Here is a 20239-nt window from a genome sequence, read left to right as displayed (position 1 = left end):
GCTCCCTCACAGCTCTTGGATTTTTTGGAGTTATGGTATGGACAGCAATGACGAGTAGCCAAGCTGATGAACTTCCTGATTATGAGGTGCTCTCATTGTATGAACCACCTGTTATGACGCGTGTTCATGCAGCCGATGGTCGTCTTATGGCAGAATTTGCGACGAAACATCGTCTCTATTTACCAATTGAATCAATTCCAAATCTTCTTAAAGAAGCATTTATTTCAGCTGAAGATAAAAATTTTTATAACCATTTTGGTTTAGATCCCGAAGGTCTTTCTAGAGCTTTAATTAACAATATTATTAATATCGGTTCTGGTCGGCGTCCAGAAGGAGCATCAACTATTACACAACAAGTTGCTAAAAATTTCCTTTTAAATTCAGAAGCAACATTTGAACGTAAGTTAAAAGAAGCTATTCTTTCCATACGTATTGAGAAGACTTACTCTAAAGATCATATTCTTGAACTTTATCTTAATGAAATTTATCTGGGGCGTGGTACTTATGGTGTCGCTGCAGCTTCATTGACTTACTTTAATAAATCTGTCCACGAGCTTACTTTAGAAGAATGCGCTTATCTGGCAGCTCTTCCTAAGGGACCAGGAAATTATGATCCATTTAAAAATACACAACGCGCTATTGAGCGACGTAATTGGGTTATAGATCGGATGGTGGCAAATAGATATGTAACACCAGAGCAAGGTAAACAGGCTAAAGAAAAACCCTTGGGAGTAAAAGTACGTGGTAGCGATAGCTATGTTTTTGCTGCTGACTATTTTACTGAAGAAGTACGTCGTCATTTAATGCATCACTACGGTGCTACAACACTTTATGAAGGTGGTCTTTCAGTTCGTACAACACTTGATCCGCATTTACAACTTATTGCGCGGCGTGCTTTGCAAGATGGTTTAATTAAATTTGACCATTCACGAGGGTGGCGTGGAGCTTATAAACATATCGATATTACAGATGATTGGGGCATAGCACTTGCAGATATCACTGGACTAAGTGATGTACCTGAATGGAATTTAGCAGTTGTTCTGTCTTCTAGCACTGATAAAATAGAGATAGGTTTGCAGCCAAAGCGTGAAAATTCAGGTTTATTATCAAAAGAACGAGTAATTGCTGCATTATCTATAGAGCAATCAAAATGGGCATTGAATGTTATTGGCGAAAATGATCGTCGAACAACTGCTCAAAATTTATCAGATGTTCTACATATTGGTGATGTCATTTTTGTTGAAAAAATATCAAATACAGACAATGTCTATCGTTTGCAACAAATACCAAAGATTGAGGGGGCCATTGTCGCAATGGAGCCTCATACAGGACGTGTTCTTGCAATGGTTGGTGGTTTTTCCTTCTCTGAATCTGAATTTAATCGTGCAACACAAGCTTATCGCCAATCTGGTTCTGCATTTAAGCCTTTTGTTTATGCAGCAGCACTGGATAATGGGTATACACCAGCATCAGTAGTCTTGGATGGTCCTGTTGAAATTTTTCAAGGTAATGGTCAAATTTGGCGACCCAAAAACTATGGTGGTACTTTTACGGGGCCTTCAACATTGCGTTACGGTATTGAACATTCTCGTAACCTTATGACCGTACGGCTTGCTCATCATATGGGAATGCCATTGGTTGCTGAATATGCAGAGCGTTTTGGAGTTACAGATAAATTGCCACCTTATCTTTCCATGGCTCTGGGATCTGGTGAAACAACAGTTTTACGGATGGTAACAGCTTATTCAGTTATTGCAAATGGAGGGCATTCAATTAAACCTTCTTTTATAGATCGAATTCAAGATCGTTATGGAAGGACTATTTACCATCATGATGATCGTCTTTGTGAAAATTGTAATGTTCAATCATGGAATAATCAAAGTGAACCAACATTAATTGATGAACGAGAACAAGTTCTTGATCCTATGACAGCTTATCAGATTACATCAATGATGGAAGGAGTTATTCAGCGTGGAACCGCTGCACGTTTGCGTTATCTTAACCGACATATTGCTGGCAAAACAGGTACGACGAACGAATCGAAAGATGTTTGGTTTATAGGATTTACACCTGATCTTGTGGTTGGTGTTTTCATTGGCTATGACCAACCAGCTTCATTAGGACGCACTGGAACAGGAAGTTCATTGGGAGCACCTGTTTTTGGAGAATTTATGCAAGCCGCTCTGAAAGACAAACCAAATGTACCATTTAAAATACCAAAGGGTATGATTTTAATGAAAATTAACCGTAAAACCGGTATGCTCGCTACAGCTAACGATAATGATGTTATTTTGGAAGCATTCAAACCAGGAACTGGTCCTGCTGATGTATATCAGGTCATTGGTGAAACTAATGCCTTCCAAGAAGGTGTTCCCACAGTAACCACTTCTCCACAGGTTAATAAAGCCCTTCAGAATGGTTCTGGTGGATTATATTAATAAAAAGTAATTTTTTTGATATGGTAGATAACTATGAATAATGTTCAATTATTTCTATGCTGTAGCTGTAATTAGATAAGTTTATAAGAGCATAATATCCATTCTTATTGCTATAATTAATATAAAATAAAAGAATTTGTAACGAAAAAATTAAAACTAAGGGGTTAAATTGTGCGAGCAGAAATAGAAACATTGGTTGATGAAATACAGCAGGCTATTAAATTGCTAAGGAGGCATCTTTGACTGGGATCAGTCATTAAAACGTCTTGAATATCTCAATCAAAAAGCTGAAGATCCGTCACTTTGGAATGATACACAACAAGCGCAAGATATGATGCGTGAGCGTCAATGTCTTGAAGATTCAATAAATGGTATTCGATTATTTACGCAAACACTTGAAGAATGTATTGAATTAATTGCAATGGGTGAAGAAGAAAGTGATGAAGAAATTATCACTGATGCAGAAAATACAATACGTAAACTTAAAAGTGAGATAGATAAACGGCAAATTGATTTGCTTCTTTCAGGAGAAGCAGATTCAAACGATACTTATTTAGAGATTCACGCTGGGGCAGGGGGGACAGAAAGCCAAGATTGGGCTTCTATGCTTTTACGCATGTACATCCGCTGGGCTGAACAGCATAAAATGAAAGTTGAGGTATTAGAAATTCATGACGGAGAAGAAGCTGGTATAAAATCAGCTACAATTCTCGTAAAAGGGCATAATGCTTATGGTATGCTAAAAACAGAATCAGGTGTTCACCGCTTAGTACGCATTTCACCTTTTGATTCGAATGCAAGGCGTCATACTTCTTTTGCAAGTGTTTGGGTTTACTCTGTTGTTGACGATAATATTGAAATTGATATTTCAGAATCAGATATCCGTATTGATACCTACCGTGCATCAGGAGCTGGAGGACAACATGTCAACACAACAGATTCTGCGGTTCGTATTACCCATATAAAAACGGGTATTGTTGTTCAATGCCAAGTAGAGCGTTCTCAACATAAAAACAGAGCAACAGCTTGGTCCATGTTGCGCGCACGCCTTTATGAAGAAGAGCTTAAAAAGCGTGAAGCAGAAACCAATGCTATTGAGGCTTCTAAAACGGAAATTGGGTGGGGGCATCAAATTAGATCTTATGTTCTTCAACCCTATCAGCTTGTTAAAGATTTACGCACAGGTATTGAAAATACTGATCCACAAACTGTCCTTAATGGTAATTTAGATGCGTTTATAGAAGCAGCGCTTGCCCAACGTGTTTACAAACAAGCCCCCATAATTGAAGAAAAGACTGAGTGATGATACCAATCTATCATATTAAAATCTACACTAGTATTATTACTCGATCTATTAATTTTAATCTATATATCAAATCATTAATCGGTAAAACTGAATTAAATCTAGGATAATAACATTGGACTCTTATCAAGAATGTTAACTGAATTCGCAACCATTAATGAGATAATGCACGCGCAGCAGTTAAAACATTTTCGGCATGTCCAGATACATTAACTTTGCGCCATTCTTCTGCTATTTTTCCTGTTGCATCAATGAGAAAAGTGCTCCGCTCAACCCCCATATACTTACGCCCATACATACTTTTTTCAACCCAAACACCATAAGCTTCAAGTGTAATCTTTTCCTCATCTGAAACAAGGATGATATCAAGTTCATGTTTTGCTTTAAATTTATCATGTTTGCTAACATTATCTGGAGATATACCAATAATGATAACTCCTATTTTATCAAACTCTATTTTTAATCGCGTAAAATCAATTGCTTCACTTGTGCATCCGCTCGTATCATCTTTTGGATAAAAATATAAAACAACTGGCTTTCCTCGAAGATCAGAAAGACGTAATTGCCCTCCACCATCACATGGCAAATCAAAATCAGGAGCGATATCACCTTTCGTTGGTTTTGTCATTGCACTTTCTTTCTTTTTTATACAAGTATCAAATTTTAGATTACATAACACAGTAACGCTTCAATTATATACGATAGTATTATTATGTCATAATTGAAATGATAAAAATGAATTATGAGAACCTGATCACTATAAGAAGTTAAAATTTTTATGATTTAACAAAATATAAGAAATTACAAAAAGAGATTAAGAATAGAGATAGCTTATAACGGCTTAACCAAGACATGCTTCTTCTTACCAAAGGAAAGCTTAATTACTCCTATTTCACTGACATCATCTTCCACAATAAGGCGTGTTTCATCTTCCACAATTTTATCATTCACACGTACACCACCACCTTGAACATGTCGGCGTGCTTCACTGTTGGACTTGGCTAATCCTGCTTGTACTAAAAGAGAAAGCAATCCAGTACCTATTTTTAATTCTGTAGCGTTAACTTCAATAGTTGGGAGATTATCTGCAAGTGTTTTTTCTTCAAAAGTCTTACGTGCAGTTTCTGCAGCTGCATCAGCAAGAGCTTTTCCGTGTAACATAGCTGTAATTTCTGTTGCAAGAATCTTTTTTGCTTCATTAATTTCAGTGCCTTGTAAAGTGGAAAGTCTGGCAATTTCATTCATTGGCAACGTTGTATACAGTTTTAAAAACCTTATAACATCAGCATCTTCCGTGTTGCGCCAATATTGCCAAAATTGATAAGGTGAAAGCATATCTGAATTAAGCCATATTGCACCATTCAATGATTTGCCCATCTTTGCGCCAGAGGAAGTTGTGAGTAGGGGTGAGGTTAATGCATATAACTGCGGCGCTCCCAAGCGATGTCCCAATTCAATGCCGTTAATAATATTACCCCATTGATCTGAACCACCCATTTGCACACGTAATCCATAGCGCTTATTAAGTTCAACAAAATCATAAGCCTGCAAAATCATATAATTAAATTCAAGGAATGATAAAAAATTCTCACGTTCAAGTCTGAGTTTAACAGAATCAAATGATAACATACGGTTGACTGAAAAATGTTTTCCTATATCACGCAAAAATTCTAGATATTTTAAACCGCACAACCATTCAGCATTATTGACAATGCGTGCATCAGTTTTTCCGTCACCAAATGTTAAATAATTGGCAAAAACTTTTTCAATGCCAACGATGTTTTTAGCAATATCATCATGTGTTAAAAGACGCCGCGCTTCATCTTTGAAAGAGGGATCACCGATTATACCGGTTCCACCCCCCATTAAAATAATGGGGCGATGACCTGTCTTTTGTAGCCAATGAAGCATCATAATTTGAAGAAGACTTCCAGCATGAAGACTTAAAGCAGTGGGATCAAATCCAATATAAGCAGTTACAATCTCTTTTGAAAAAAGATCATCTAGGCCTTTTTCATCTGAAATTTGGTGGATAAAACCACGTTCGTTCATAATATGTAAAAACTCAGATTTAAAGGCAAACATGGATTTCTTTCCTAATAAATATTACTATCGTTTTTATAGCTGAAAGCTCATCACTATTTTTTACACATGATACGTACGTAATTCACAAAGAAACTAAAAATGTTAAGCCAATAAAGAACACATGAAAGAAACTTCAAGAAAATGACATTGATATATTTTGCTTAAACTATTTTCTGTTCATATCATTAATTGCACAACATAGTTTATTTATAAAAAAGTACACTACAAATTCAAAATACTTCTTACGAAACGCCGTTTAGCCACTAGTATGATCTTTTTTTAATACTTTCAAGAAAGTGCCAATATTTCACGTGGACAACCTGACAACTCGCCCGCAAGATGATTGTCTAAATATTGTGAACATCGTTCAATAAGTTCCTTATGACATCCACTAAAAAAGTGGTTAGCACCTTCCAGTGTTTCTTGTGTAATAGTAATGCTTTTTTGCGTCTTTAATTTATCTACAAGAGCTTGAACATCTTTGGGGGGAGCAACCTTATCGATATCCCCATGAATTATAAGGCCTGAAGAAGGGCAAGGGGCAAGAAATGAAAAATCGTAAATATTAGGTTGAGGAGCAACAGATATAAAGCTCTCAATTTCTGGTCGACGCATTAAAAGTTGCATGCCAATCCACGCACCAAACGAATATCCCGCTACCCAACAATTTTTAGAATCAGGATGCTGTGTTTGCACCCAATCAAGTGCAGCAGCAGCATCTGAAAGCTCCCCCGTTCCATAATCAAATTCGCCTTGACTGCGACCAATACCACGAAAATTAAAACGTAAAGTAATAAATCCACGCTGTTGAAACATATAAAATAAATCATAAACGATTTTATTATTCATTGTTCCACCAAACTGAGGATGAGGATGCAGAATAATTGCAATTGGTGCATTTTTTTGTTGTGAAGGCTGATAACGCCCTTCAAGACGGCCTGCAGGACCGTTAAAAATGATTTCTGGCATTCACTGCTCCTTAAGTTATAAAGAGGCTCTCATTGACCTTGATTAACTTTCATATAAAATTTATTTATATGATTTTACTTTATTAATCGTTAGATATTCTGTTTTAGATGCATTTTTCAAGAAAATTGCATTATTTTTCTTAAAATCAATTGATAAAATTACTGGTTGGGATTTAAAATGGCTGTAAAACGCCGATATTTTGATCATAATGCAACAACACCGCTTACAAAAAAAGCAAAAATAGCATTATTCGAATCTTTAGAAACATTTGGTAACCCATCATCCGTTCATGCAGAAGGTCGTGCTGCTAAAGCTTTATTGCAAAAAGCACGTCGGCAAATTGCCGATAGACTTAATGCAAATCCAAATCACGTTGTATTTACATCTGGCGCAAGTGAAGCAGCAATGACATTATTGACCCCTTTTTATAACATGGGGTATTCTAAAGTTCAATTTTCCCACCTTTATATTGGTGCAAGTGAGCATCCATCTATTGCACAAGGGGGGCGTTTTTCTAAAGAATTGATCAGTACAATTGCAGTTGATCACAATGGTTTAATCCAACAGGATAATCTAAAACTCTTACTGGCTTCTCACGATAATACAAAAGGCTTACCCCTTGTTGCTATTCAAGCAGCTAATGGTGAAACTGGTGTTGTCCAAAAAATGAAAGAGATAGCTGCTATTGTCCGAAACGCTGGAGGTATTCTTATTGTTGATTTGGTACAATATGTAGATAAAAATCCTATTGAAATCAATCAATTCGGTGGTGATTTTTTTATATTATCAGCCCATAAAATTGGTGGACCTAAAGGGATTGGGGCTTTTGTTTCATGCGGGAATCTTCTCATGCCGCAACCCCTTATTATTGCTGGTGGACAAGAAAAAGGAATGCGTGGTGGAACAGAAGCGTTACCACTTATTGCTTCTTTTGGAGCCGCGATGAGTGATCCTTTCACACAAGAAGAGGTAGAAAAATTACTTTATTTACGCGATAAATTAGAAAATGGTCTCCAACAAATTAGTAATTATGTTGAAATTTTTGGTAAAAACGTCCAGCGTTTGCCCAATACCACTTATTTTGCTGTACAAAATATAAAAGCCGAAACAATGCAAATTAGTTTTGATTTGGCAGGATTTGCTGTATCGGCAGGTTCTGCTTGCTCTTCAGGAAAAGTAAAACAAAGTAAAATCTTAGAAGCAATGGGGTACCACATTCCAAACGGTGCAATCCGTGTTTCAACAGGGCGTTGCACAACTTCTGAAGATATCGATGATTTTTTATTGGTCTTTTCTCAAATAATAAGTAATAGTAAAAAATAAAATTTGTCATTAAAAAAAATAAAGCTAATTTTAAAGCTTGATTGAAATTTTCCTCTTTTGCATATAATTTAAAGACTGAAGTACTCGCTTTGGTCTTGTAAAAATAAGATCTTTAATCACCGGTCCTTAACACCGGCAAGAATGGAGAAAACTGATGCCGGCAGTACAAGAGACGATACGCCAGGTACGTGAGATAGACGTTGATCAATATAAATACGGCTTTAAAACCAATATTAAAACGGATAAAGCACCAAAAGGCTTAAATGAAGATATCATCCGATTCATTTCTGCAAAAAAAAATGAACCTGAATGGATGCTAGCTTGGCGTTTACAAGCTTTTCATCGTTGGACTACAATGGAAGAACCTCAGTGGGCGCGTGTTGAATATCCTAAAATTAATTTTCAAGAATTTTATTATTATGCTGCTCCTAAAAATCATACGGGACCAAAATCTTTAGATGAAGTTGATCCTGAGTTATTAGCAACATATGAAAAACTTGGTATTCCTCTTAAAGAGCAAGAAATCTTGGCAGGAGTAAGAAAACAAGCTGATCGCTCTCCTCTTAATGATAATATTTATGGATCAGGACAAGTGGCCGTTGATGCAGTCTTTGACTCTGTTTCTATTGTGACGACATTTAAAAAAGAATTAGCACGTGCCGGTGTCATTTTTTGTTCTATTTCAGAAGCAATTATTGAACATCCTGCCTTTATTAAAGAATATCTAGGAACAGTTGTACCAACTGGTGATAATTATTATGCTGCTTTAAATTCTGCTGTCTTCACAGATGGTTCATTTGTTTACATTCCTAAAGGGGTTCGTTGCCCTATGGAGCTTTCAACCTATTTTAGGATTAATGAACGCAATACAGGTCAATTTGAACGAACATTGATTATTGCAGATGAAGATTCTTATGTTTCTTATCTTGAAGGATGTACAGCACCTCAACGTGATGAAAATCAGCTTCACGCTGCTGTTGTTGAACTTGTTGCACTTAAAAATGCAGAAATTAAATATTCTACAGTACAAAATTGGTACCCCGGTGATAAAGAAGGGAAGGGGGGTATTTATAATTTTGTAACTAAACGTGGAGATTGTCGGGGAGACAATTCCAAAATTTCATGGACACAGGTTGAAACTGGTTCCGCAATTACTTGGAAGTATCCGTCTTGTTTGTTACGTGGTGACAATTCACGTGGAGAATTTTATTCTATTGCTGTTGCAAATGGTTATCAACAAATCGATTCTGGTACTAAAATGATCCATTTGGGTCAAAATACATCAAGTCGTATTATTTCTAAAGGTATTTCTGCCGGTTTTTCAAACAATACTTACCGAGGGCAAGTCACGGCACATAAAAAAGCGCAAAATGCACGTAATTTTACTCAATGCGATAGTTTATTAATTGGGAACAATTGCGGTGCTCATACAGTGCCTTATATTGAAGCAAAAAATGCAACGGCTCACTTTGAACATGAAGCAACAACATCAAAAATCTCTGATGATCAGCTTTTTTATGTGATGCAGAGGGGAATTCCTGAAGAAGAAGCTATCGCATTAATTGTTAATGGTTTTGTAAAAGAAGTCATTCAGAAACTTCCTATGGAATTTGCTGTTGAAGCGCAAAAGCTCATCGCTATCAGCCTTGAAGGTAGTGTAGGCTAATTCGTGTATTTGGTAAATTTGATGAAAGTTAGATTATAAAACAGCAAGACCAGGATTAAATTATGTTAGAAATAAAAAATTTGCATGCTCGTATTGTTGGGGCCAATACAGAAATTATTCGCGGTTTAAACTTAACTGTTCAAAACGGTGAAGTTGCAGCCATTATGGGACAAAATGGAGCAGGAAAATCTACTTTATCATATGTACTTGCTGGTCATAATGATTATGAAGTGACAGAAGGCGATATTCTTTATAATGGACAATCTATTTTAGAAATGGATCCAGCAGAACGTGCAGTGTATGGTATTTTTTTAGCATTTCAATATCCAATGGAAATACCTGGTGTTGCAACAATGGAATTTTTAAAAGTTGCAATAAACTCTCAGCGTAAAGCTCGTGGTAATGAAGAGCTTAAAATTCCTGAATTTATTAAACGTATAAAAGAAATTGCTTCTAAGCTTGAAATAGATATGGCCATGCTTAAACGCCCATTGAATGTTGGCTTTTCCGGTGGAGAAAAAAAACGAGCTGAAATTCTTCAAATGGCTCTCCTTGAACCCACTCTTTGTATTCTAGATGAAACGGATTCTGGTTTAGACATTGATGCACTAAAAATTGTTGCCAATGGCGTTAATAAACTTCGCAATTTAGAGCGCTCATTTTTGGTTATTACTCACTATCAGCGTTTGCTTGATTATATTGTTCCAGATACAGTACATGTCCTTTATCAAGGCCGTATTATTAAAAGTGGAGATAAAACACTAGCACTTTATCTAGAACAAAATGGATATGCTGACATTATCAGTAAAACAGCCTGAGGCCATTGAATATGAGTATAGACTCACAGCAAGAATTGATAGCTATCGAAAAGGATATTATCAATAAATTTATCCAACGTATGGATCATTTGCCTGGCAATAGGGCAGTGCAAACAATACGTAAGCAGGCCATTGAATTATTTCAAAAAACAGGGCTTCCTTCCCGTAAAATTGAAAACTGGCATTACACTAATCTACGTACTTTATTAAAATCTATTAGTGACTTTTCAGAAATAAATAATGAGCAACTGATCGATGCATTACTTTCAGAAAATATTGTTTTTTCTATTGAAAACGGCAAAATACGTACATTATCACAAATAGCAGGTGTCATAGTAGAAAGTCTTGCAGATGCATTGAAAGAAAATCATGCACAAATAAATAAAGTCACGACAGATAAAGATTTTATTGCACAATTAAATACAGCTTTTGTTACAGATGGTTGGCTTTTTCAGATTCCTGAAAATACAAAATTAGATAATCCAATTGAATTGCAAAATATTCAAATGGGTGGGCAATCACATATTTTTTCAGAAATTAAAATTGGCAAAAATAGTCAAGCTACGATCATTGAGCGCCAAATTGGTGGCAATAAAGATACTTTTGCCAGCTCGATATTTTCATTACATGCTGCAGAATATAGTAATGTTACGTGGATTCTTATCCGAGATAGGGGCTTTGATTCTACACAATTTAGTCGATTTCACGCAGTGCTTGATAAAAATGCTCAATTATCGCTTTACGTGGTTAATATAGGTAGCCAGCTTAACCGCCAAGAAATTGACATTGAATTGCAAGGGCAAGAATCTAATTTTCAACTACGGGCAATAAATTTATTATCTAGGCAAACACACAGTGATCTTACAATGACTGTTCGTCATGTTGAAGAAAAATCAACTTCTACGGAAATTATACGTAATGTTGTTACAGATAAGGCGTATGGTGCTTTCCAAGGAATGATACATGTTGCACAAAAAGCCCAGAATACAGATGCACGCATGGCTTGTAATAGCCTTATTCTTTCTGATGATGCACAATTTAATGCAAAGCCTGAACTAGAAATTTTTGCTGATAATGTTACATGTGGTCATGGCGCGACAGTTGCTAAAATCAATCATGAATATCTTTTTTATCTGATGGCACGTGGTATCCCTCTTAAAATCGCTCGTGAGCTTTTAGTTAAAGGATTTATTTCTGAATTAATTGATGACATCGAGCAAGATAACATTCAAGCTATTTTGGGTGATATCATTGGTGAGTGGTTAAAAAAGAATATTTAAGGCATAAAAATGGAAAATTACAAACAAACATTGAATTATAATGTAGAAGCAATTCGATGTGATTTTCCTATTTTACAATGTGATGTTTACGGTAAACGATTGGCTTATTTGGATAGTGGGGCATCTGCTCAAAAGCCTCAATCAGTTTTTAATGCAATGAATAATCTCTATCAGTGCCATTACGCTAATGTGCATCGAGGAATGCATTTTTTATCAAATATGGCAACACAAGCTTATGAAAATGCTCGTGAAACAGTTCGCGCTTTTTTAAATGCTCAATCAGCTCAAGAAATTGTTTTTACGAAAAGTGCGACAGAAGCTATTAATACTGTAGCCTACGGTTGGGGTATGCCTAAACTGAGTGAAGGTGATGAAATTGTTCTCACAATTATGGAGCATCATTCAAATATTATTCCTTGGCATTTTATCCGTGAACAGAAAGGTGTTAAACTTATTTTTGTGCCAGTTGATGAAAATGGCATTTTACACATTGAAGAGTTCCAAAAAGCTTTAAGTGATAAAACACGGCTTGTTGCGATTACCCATATGTCCAACATATTAGGGACTGTTCCTCCCATCAAAGAAATGATTAAGCTAGCGCACCAAAATGCTATTCCTGTACTTATTGATGGTTCTCAAGGAGCTGTACATTTAACGGTTGATATGCAAGATCTTGATTGTGATTGGTATGTTTTTACTGGTCATAAGATCTATGGCCCTACGGGTATTGGTGTTCTTTATGGCAAAAAATGTCGGCTAGAAGAAATGCACCCTTTTCAGGGAGGAGGGGAAATGATTAACGAAGTAACAATTGATAAAGTTTCTTATAATAATCCTCCATATCGTTTTGAAGCTGGCACTCCTCCTATAGTGGAAGCTATTGGGTTAGCAGCTGCTATTGATTATATACAAGAGAAGGATAGAAACGCGATTTACGCGCATGAAATGGCACTTTCAACCTATGCACATGAAGGGCTTGAAACCGTTAAATCATTACACATTTATGGCTGTTCTCCAAATAAAGGTGCTATTATATCTTTTCAAATTGAAGGTATTCACGCACATGATATCGCGATGTTTATTGATCGGCAGGGGGTTGCCATACGTGCAGGAACACATTGCGCACAACCTTTATTGCAGCATTTTGGTTTAACATCTACTTGTCGTGCGTCATTAGCTATGTATAATAACCATGAGGATATTGATCAATTAGTTGAAGCATTGGAAAAAGCAAGGAAATTTTTTAATGGTTAAACCAATTGAAGCATGTCACTCTAGTGAATCTGTTGACATAAAAAATGAAGAAGAAAAAGCTTGTATATCAACAATTCCAAAAGCTGAAATTGAGCGTATGACAGATGATATCATCTCTGCTCTTAAAACGATTTACGATCCAGAAATACCTGCTAATATCTATGACCTAGGGCTAATTTATCGCGTTGATATTGAAGACGATCGTTCAGTAAAAATCGAAATGACACTCACTGCACCTGGTTGCCCTGTAGCAGGTGAAATGCCAGGGTGGGTAGAAAATGCTGTAAATGCAGTTGAAGGTGTTTCATATGTTGAAGTGATTATGACATTTGATCCACCATGGACACCCGATTGTATGTCAGAAGAAGCACAAGTCGCTACTGGATGGTACTAAAAATGCCACCTTCTTAAAATATAAAAAAAGATGGCATTTTTTCCCTTAATTTACCTTTAAAAGAAATGAATAAATGCCATCTTTATAATTTCACCCATATTTCTTTTAAAAGAAATATGACAGAAAGCTAAAATGAGAACATTGTAATTATTTTATAACACCACACGCTAAACGCGCACCACCAGCACCTACTGATGAAAAAGTGTCTTCTCCTATGTGTATCATCAACGAACGGTTTCTAATTTCAGTAAGTTTTTTAATACGTGGAGCAAGAACACTCATGGTTGCTCGACCTTGCGCGTCAACATAAAGCATGGGCAAATCACCAAGATGGCCATTTATATTGTAAGGTCCAAGATGTTTGTTGGTATTTTGTGGATCATAGTGCCCTCCTGCAGCGCCACCAATTACACCATCTTTCAGATCACATGAAGGATACATATGTACGTGAAAACCGTGAAAACCTTCTGGCAATGAAGACAAATCTGGTATAAAAATCAAACCATATTCATTTTCTTGAATTGTAACCTTACCAATAGACTTCTTCAGATCGTTTTCTTCCAGCCTATAAATTGTTACTTGAATCGATTCTGCTAAAGCAAAAATGCTAGAATATAAAAGCATGAGTAATGTTAATAAGGGAAAGACTTTATTCATAGAGCACCTTTCACATCTAATTTAAATTAAACAAAAAGTTTTCTTTTTAATAATCTAACGTATTAATTGCCCCGCTCATATTCCACCTGTTACAATATTTTTATAATTTTGTAAATTTTGTGACAAAATTTTTTCTGATGTGAAATCAATACGTTACTATGTATCTTTATTAGCCCTTAATTTTAAGTACCTTCTGAGCATACTATAAAATATCTTCATACACTTCTAAGCTCATCTGTATCAGTAATTGAAATCTGCTAAAAGCTAATAGTCAATCTTAATTTCCTGCCTTATAATCAAATTTATTATTTCAAGTTCTATAGAACTTATTTTTTATGATTGTGTCATTTTTATTATAGCTCTTTTTGAAAAGATTATGTAATGAGGATAATGTATCATTATGTGGTTCTCAACATTATCTTCGGAGTAACTCATGAACACAAAATGTTTAATCAGCACATCCATTATCGCTCTATTTACAGCTTCTGTAGCACAGGCTGCAGATATTACGATACCTCGAGAGTCGAGGCCTGTTGTTTCACCTCCTCAAACATCAGGGCAAATTTCACCACCTGTTGAAATGAGTTCTAATTCTAATGTTCCACCAGTCATTTCTGCACCTACTTTTTCTTGGAATGGTTTCTATCTTGGAGGGCAGATTGGTGGCTTTTCAGGAAAAACAGGGATCAGTTTATACGCTAAAAAAGGTCCTGGTACGAGAGAATGGACAGCGGTTGAGAAAGACACGTTGCCTCAACTTTCCGGTTTTATGGGAGGGCTTTATGCAGGAGCCAATGTTGATCTAGGGAACAGTCTTATTCTAGGCGTTGATACGGATATTGTTTGGTCTAATAAACAGGATACAAAAATTATTGCTAAAAGAAAATTTGAAGAATTAGAGCTAGAAGAAATAGAAGAGGTAGAAGAAATAGAAGAAAGACCAGACACAGAAAGTGAAAGGCATAAATTATATAGACATGCATCTACGTCGCGGTCGGAAGTTGTAAATTACCACGCATCTAGTACAAGCAGTGCAGCAAAGCAAGGAGTTTCATCTTCTAAAGAGAGGGAGGCGTTAAAAATACAACGAACACAGAGGAGTAGTGATCGTTCATCATCTAGCCAATTATCATCTCAACCAAATGAGATGCAGAGAAGAGAGACACAGTCTAACAGAGATTCTGAATCTCAAATTTTAAGATCTCCAAGGTCTGTAGAAGTACAGTCAAATGCTCTACAAGCGCAAACGCAGAATCTACAACACCAAGTAACACAACAGCAAGGATTAGAAACCAGATCTTCAGTTTCAGAATATTCACATAGCAATAGGTCAGCTTTGCCTGCAAGGCATATAAGGGAAACAGAGCAAGTAGATGAAATAGCGGAAGTTACTAAAATTTATAGTAGCACTTTAAAACAAAAATGGTCGGGTGCTACACGAGTACGTATAGGTTTTACAGCTGATCGTATTGTGCCTTATATTGCTGGCGGTATTGCTTATGCGCAGCTTCAAAGTATTTTTTCACGATCAATTGAGATAGAAAGTCGAGAAATAACTTCTTCTAGCTTATCGGATAAAAAAATAATGGTAGGTTATACTCTTGGTGGTGGTGTTGATTTTGCGATGGCTGACAATGTTATTTTACGTGCGGAATATCGCTATTCAGATTTTGGTAAACAGAAATTTGCTAGGGATAAATTAGAATTTGATTACCAAACTAATGATTTTCGGGTTGGTGTCGCTTATAAATTCTAATTTATTTAGGACTTTAATCATTTTAAAAGCTCTATCTACGGTATACGGTAGAGCTTTTATTTTTACCCGTTGTTTGTGGTTTCTTGGATTAGGGGAGGGGAATAATTATAGTTGTACTTATAAAAATTGCTTAGATTCTAACTTTAGTTATCTTACTCACATAACCGTAAAAAATAAATACATTATAAGTTGTGCAAACCTTAGTGGCGGAGGGGGTGGGATTCGAACCCACGGTACAGTCTCCTGCACGCCGGTTTTCAAGACCGGTGCCTTAAACCGCTCGACCACCCCTCCAAAAAACATACTTTTTTAATAAGGTACTTTTTACAAGCTTCTCCAAAAAGGTCAATCACTTAAATACGATTTTAAGCATTTTAAGTTAATGCTTAAAGCTCAATTAATTTTAACTACTAAGCCATATACTTTTCTATAAAGCATTTCAATTAAAACTAACAATTCCACTGCCTTTATTTTATGGTTTGGTATTATAATGAAAAATTAAAATTACCAGTTATTCATAAAACTAAAAACTATACCGATAATAGCACCTATTATTAACCCTATCATTGCACCAATTAGGATACCAACAGAAAGCGCTATACCTATACCCATTACAATGATTGGGCCAAACCCTGGCAGGGCAATATAACCGTAAACTGCAAGAATTGTTGCAATTGCCCCTGAAATACTACCATTTAAACTTCCAATGAGTGCAGATTTTTTAATAAAATGATAAATTTGCTTTAAAGAAATTCTCCCATGGTTATTTGGGTTAATTTCGTTATAAATTTTAAAACCAATCATATTTTTTTCTTTCACTTTGGACGCTAACTACCCCAGAATAATCGATCGATATGAGAAAATTACAATTTTTAAATTCTACTAAAGCACGCCAAATACCCTTGTCATCTAAATATAATTGTTTAATATTTTGAAAGCCATTTTTTATGAGGCGATTTCTAATTTGCGAAGCAGTAAATGAATTTTGGCCTGCTTTAGTGACTTTTTGAATAAAAACATACTCTGGCGTTTTATAATAAGGGTCATAGAAAATCTTATATGGTGAAGCTATAACTACAGATGAAATGCAAATCATTATTGCAAAAAAAGTAATTAATCTAAAATTTTTACCTAATTTCATCCTGTCACCATTTATTTAAACGATGTTTTTCTATTCTGCGCACATAATTAACCCTTGTATTACTGACAAGTTCCAATCCATGTTGAATTTGATATTTATGCTTAAAGGAATATAGGGTTTTTAAAGTTTAAATTACTTTACTACCCAAACTACTTTTCTTTTTTTATTATCTTGGTTGCACAATTACACGAGCGCCAATTTTAAATAATTTGTATTTTTGTCTATTTTTTCAAATGATAATTTTATAGCAATTTATATTAGCAAGTGATCGATAAAAAAGATAATGTATAAAACAAGTTACCATGCACTATTATTTTAACATGGTTTATAACGCAGTAAGATTTCTTTTAATTGTGGTTCATTAACGCGTTTTACCGCTTCTGATACTGTAACCCACTCATACATACGCTGACTTTGTTCTGGCCATTTTTTTTCTTGATAAGAATAAAGTACAGCAAAAACATAGACACAGAACTTACCGTTTTTTTCCACTGGTAAATCTAATTTTTCATATTCATATGTGCCGATAGGAAATGTTTCAACAACACCTCGCACTCCAGCTTCTTCAAAAGCTTCTTGCAGTACAGCCTGTGAAAAAGACTTCTTTGGAATTGGCCATCCTTTCGGTATAATCCACCGACCAGATCCTCGGCTGGTAATAAGGAGAAATTCAAGATTTCCATTTTTTATGCGATAAACTAATGCACCAACTTGTAAAAAACGTGCATCATCTACTAAAATATATTTACTATGAGCTATATCAGCGCCGTTCATTTCTTCTTATCATACCAGCGTAGTTATTTGAGAATTAATTGTAAAAATTTATATTATTGCTTTTAATCCATCACCAGGATGCATTCCTTCTCGCATCAATAAATTACGTAACGGTGAGAAATTACGTAATAATTCGAGCCCAACGCTTCGTACAATATGAACAGGAAACATATTGGAAAGTAAAGTATGATTAAGTGTATGAACAAATCCGCTGCGAATAAATACATCAGATTTACGGCGCCGGTTATATTGTGCAATAATTGTTTTAAAATTAGAATTGGATATCTGGTTAGGTAAAATATCAACCAAAGTTTGAACATCACGAAACCCTAAATTAAATCCCTGTGCCCCAATAGGGGGAAAAACATGAGCTGCTTCACCTACTAAAATTGTTCTGTTTGCAGCAAAACAATGAGGGATAAGACCCCAAAGAGGGCACGTTTGAATCGCCGTTTTTACTGTTACTTCACCAAGCATTGATTGCATCTGACCTTCAATCACTTTTGCTATTGTCTTTGGTTGCATATCCAATAACTCTTTGGCGCGTGAGGGATTAGTAACCCACACAAGACTAGATGTATTTCCTGGTAACGGAACCTGTGTAAAAGGACCATCCTCTGTATGAAATTCAGTTGATATATTTTGATGAGGTAACTTATGTGCAAAATTTAAAATAAGTGCTGTCTGCGGATAATTCCATTGTTTAACTCCAATTCCAGCAGCCGCTCGCGTTGGAGAATGACAACCGTCAGCTGCAACAACAAACGATGCTTGAATAACTCTGCCATCCGAAAGAGTAATATTTACATGATCTTGTTCATGATGAAGGGATTTTGCTAAAGAAAAAAATCTTATAATACCTGATGTGTGCTCAATGGCATCCATTAAAGCATTGTTCAGTTTTAAATTGGGAATATTATAACCAAAAGCCTTTTTACCAATTTCAGAAGAACAAAAATTTACAGTAGGAGCACGTACAACCCTAGACGTTGCATCAACGATTCTCATTAAAGATAAAGCTGCAGCATGAGATTTGACAGTTTCCCAAATATTTAATCTTTGAAGCGCATGAATCGCCGGCATCATAAGAGCAGTTGTTCGTAATTCATCTACACGAGTAGGGGGGCCAATGAGAAAAACAGTGTAACCTTTATGCGCAAGACTAAGTGCTGCTAACATACCAACAGGACCTGCACCAATAACAGCTACATCTCTATATTCATTTTTTTCAAAAATCACAACAACTTAAATCTTTCTAATTTACTAATTACTTTAATGATTTTAAATAAGGAATTTCTTTTCTTATTACATAATGTAATAAATTTTGCGATACAAAAAAGTGGTAATCTTGTACTCTTTTTACAGATTAGTCATACAACATAAAGAGAAAAATGATACACAGATAAAACGAACAAAGCTTAAAAAGTGAGGATAGAAAAACATTGAGACGTAAATTAACAAGAAAAATCAAAACCAACACTGATCGATTGCGATCCAAAACAGTAACAATGCCACAAGCAAGGGCTTTTTCTGTTCATTTGCTAACAGCTTCAGGTTCGTTTTTAGCATTCCTTTCTTTAATAGCTGCATCTAAAAAAGAATGGATTGCTATGTTTTATTGGCTTGGACTTGCACTTCTCGTTGATGGTATTGATGGGCCAATAGCACGTAAACTTAATGTAAAATCTATACTTCCAACATGGTCTGGTGAACTGCTAGATAACATTATTGATTACGTGACTTATGTTTTAATTCCAGCCTTTGCGCTTTATCAAAGCGGTTTTATGGGGGCAGGGTTATCATTCTTATTAAGCGCTATTATCGTCATTTCATCAGCCATTTATTATGCAGATACTGGAATGAAAACTAAAGAAAATTTCTTTAAAGGATTTCCTGTTGTTTGGAACATGATGATTTTCACACTTTTTGTAGTGCGACCTGAGGAATGGATTGCCTTCGTTATCATTTTCCTATCAGCAATTTTATCTTTTTTACCAATTTATTTTATACACCCAATAAGAGTTATTCGCTTACGTATGCTTAATCTTTCAGTTTTTCTTGCGTGGTGTTCATTTGGTATTGCTGCATTTTTTTATCAACTTGACGCTCCACATTGGATTAAAATAGGAATCTCGATCACCGGTATTTATATTTATTGTATTGGTGCCATCATGCAATTATTTCCTACATTAGGTGCACAAAAGAGTGATCCAAAATTAAATTGTGATTAAACTTTCATTTAATGAATAAAAAAAGTTTGAGAAAGGGATGCAACCAGAATATCTTAAAATCGCATAATATATATTATGGAACTTTTTAGACTAACAGTAACAAAAAGAAACTAAAATAATTAATTTGACCTATAATCTGTGGTAAATCCT

At 35.5% G+C, this 20239-nt stretch carries 18 protein-coding genes and 1 tRNA gene; 10 read left to right on the top strand and 9 right to left on the bottom strand.

Annotated features, from left to right (window positions below):
• Positions 1–32: 32 nt before the first annotated feature.
• Positions 33–2438 carry a penicillin-binding protein 1A gene (locus GGR10_RS00335; RefSeq protein ID WP_339379941.1) on the top strand — a complete coding sequence of 802 codons (2406 nt, stop codon included), beginning with the start codon at positions 33–35 and terminating at the stop codon, positions 2436–2438.
• Positions 2439–2609: 171 nt separating this feature from the next.
• Positions 2610–3741, top strand: a protein-coding gene (gene prfB, locus GGR10_RS00330) for a peptide chain release factor 2 (RefSeq protein WP_182479419.1) whose coding sequence is annotated in 2 segments (ribosomal slippage) — positions 2610–2678 and positions 2680–3741 — 1131 coding nt in all. Because the reading frame shifts where the segments join, the coding sequence is not laid out codon by codon here.
• A gap of 154 nt (positions 3742–3895) precedes the next feature.
• On the opposite strand, the gene GGR10_RS00325 is transcribed toward prfB, so the two are convergent.
• The 3 genes from GGR10_RS00325 to GGR10_RS00315 all read right to left on the bottom strand — a co-directional run bounded on the left by GGR10_RS00325 (position 3896) and on the right by GGR10_RS00315 (position 6795).
• Positions 3896–4369 (bottom strand): peroxiredoxin, encoded by a 474-nt coding sequence (locus GGR10_RS00325; RefSeq protein WP_182479418.1) that lies wholly within the window; start codon positions 4367–4369, stop codon positions 3896–3898.
• A 203-nt stretch (positions 4370–4572) separates the two neighbouring features.
• Complete coding sequence (gene tyrS / locus GGR10_RS00320) at positions 4573–5826, bottom strand: tyrosine--tRNA ligase (RefSeq protein WP_182479417.1); 1254 nt, start codon at positions 5824–5826, stop codon at positions 4573–4575.
• Between the two features lie 288 nt (positions 5827–6114).
• Positions 6115–6795, bottom strand: coding sequence for an alpha/beta hydrolase (locus GGR10_RS00315; protein WP_010703790.1), 681 nt, complete (start codon positions 6793–6795; stop codon positions 6115–6117).
• Positions 6796–6972: 177 nt separating this feature from the next.
• On the opposite strand from GGR10_RS00315, the gene GGR10_RS00310 reads away from it, so the two are divergent.
• The 6 genes from GGR10_RS00310 to GGR10_RS00285 all read left to right on the top strand — a co-directional run bounded on the left by GGR10_RS00310 (position 6973) and on the right by GGR10_RS00285 (position 13530).
• Entirely contained in the window at positions 6973–8118 is a 1146-nt protein-coding gene (locus tag GGR10_RS00310; protein ID WP_182479416.1) for a cysteine desulfurase family protein, read from the top strand.
• Positions 8119–8272: 154 nt separating this feature from the next.
• Entirely contained in the window at positions 8273–9784 is a 1512-nt protein-coding gene (gene sufB, locus GGR10_RS00305; protein ID WP_182479415.1) for a Fe-S cluster assembly protein SufB, read from the top strand.
• 62 nt (positions 9785–9846) lie between these two features.
• Complete coding sequence (sufC, locus tag GGR10_RS00300; protein WP_010703793.1) at positions 9847–10602, top strand: Fe-S cluster assembly ATPase SufC; 756 nt, start codon at positions 9847–9849, stop codon at positions 10600–10602.
• Between the two features lie 11 nt (positions 10603–10613).
• The gene (gene sufD / locus GGR10_RS00295) at positions 10614–11882 is read left to right on the top strand and encodes a Fe-S cluster assembly protein SufD (RefSeq protein WP_182479414.1); all 1269 of its coding nucleotides are present in this window, start codon (positions 10614–10616) and stop codon (positions 11880–11882) included.
• Between the two features lie 9 nt (positions 11883–11891).
• A complete protein-coding gene (locus GGR10_RS00290) occupies positions 11892–13136 on the top strand; it encodes an aminotransferase class V-fold PLP-dependent enzyme (RefSeq protein ID WP_182479413.1) in 1245 nt (414 codons plus the stop codon).
• On the top strand, positions 13129–13530 hold the full coding sequence (locus GGR10_RS00285; protein WP_182479412.1) for an SUF system Fe-S cluster assembly protein: 402 nt from the start codon (positions 13129–13131) through the stop codon (positions 13528–13530). Before GGR10_RS00290 ends, GGR10_RS00285 begins: the two co-directional genes overlap by 8 nt.
• A 147-nt stretch (positions 13531–13677) precedes the next feature.
• On the opposite strand, the gene GGR10_RS00280 is transcribed toward GGR10_RS00285, so the two are convergent.
• Complete coding sequence (locus GGR10_RS00280; RefSeq protein WP_182479411.1) at positions 13678–14187, bottom strand: superoxide dismutase family protein; 510 nt, start codon at positions 14185–14187, stop codon at positions 13678–13680.
• A gap of 433 nt (positions 14188–14620) precedes the next feature.
• Between GGR10_RS00280 and GGR10_RS06805 the strand changes: the two genes are divergently transcribed.
• Positions 14621–15943 (top strand): outer membrane protein, encoded by a 1323-nt coding sequence (locus tag GGR10_RS06805; RefSeq protein ID WP_246316817.1) that lies wholly within the window; start codon positions 14621–14623, stop codon positions 15941–15943.
• Positions 15944–16147: 204 nt separating this feature from the next.
• Here the strand turns inward: GGR10_RS06805 and GGR10_RS00265 are convergent.
• From GGR10_RS00265 to GGR10_RS00245, 5 genes are all read right to left on the bottom strand, one after another.
• Positions 16148–16237, bottom strand: a tRNA-Ser gene (locus tag GGR10_RS00265).
• Between the two features lie 210 nt (positions 16238–16447).
• Positions 16448–16747 carry a hypothetical protein gene (locus GGR10_RS00260; RefSeq protein WP_210268743.1) on the bottom strand — a complete coding sequence of 100 codons (300 nt, stop codon included), beginning with the start codon at positions 16745–16747 and terminating at the stop codon, positions 16448–16450.
• Positions 16734–17084: a hypothetical protein gene (locus GGR10_RS00255; protein WP_182479409.1), complete on the bottom strand. Its 351-nt coding sequence runs from the start codon at positions 17082–17084 to the stop codon at positions 16734–16736. Before GGR10_RS00255 ends, GGR10_RS00260 begins: the two co-directional genes overlap by 14 nt.
• A gap of 315 nt (positions 17085–17399) precedes the next feature.
• Positions 17400–17858 carry an NUDIX hydrolase gene (locus GGR10_RS00250; protein WP_182479408.1) on the bottom strand — a complete coding sequence of 153 codons (459 nt, stop codon included), beginning with the start codon at positions 17856–17858 and terminating at the stop codon, positions 17400–17402.
• 48 nt (positions 17859–17906) lie between these two features.
• Positions 17907–19097: a UbiH/UbiF family hydroxylase gene (locus tag GGR10_RS00245; protein ID WP_182479407.1), complete on the bottom strand. Its 1191-nt coding sequence runs from the start codon at positions 19095–19097 to the stop codon at positions 17907–17909.
• A gap of 203 nt (positions 19098–19300) precedes the next feature.
• Between GGR10_RS00245 and pcsA the strand changes: the two genes are divergently transcribed.
• Entirely contained in the window at positions 19301–20089 is a 789-nt protein-coding gene (gene pcsA, locus GGR10_RS00240; RefSeq protein WP_182479406.1) for a phosphatidylcholine synthase, read from the top strand.
• Positions 20090–20239: the final 150 nt, after the last annotated feature.

Origin of the sequence: Bartonella chomelii, assembly GCF_014138465.1 — a bacterium.
GTDB lineage: Bacteria > Pseudomonadota > Alphaproteobacteria > Rhizobiales > Rhizobiaceae > Bartonella > Bartonella schoenbuchensis.
Note: the sequence above shows the minus strand (reverse complement) of the source record. Positions and strands in the feature narration are given on the sequence as shown.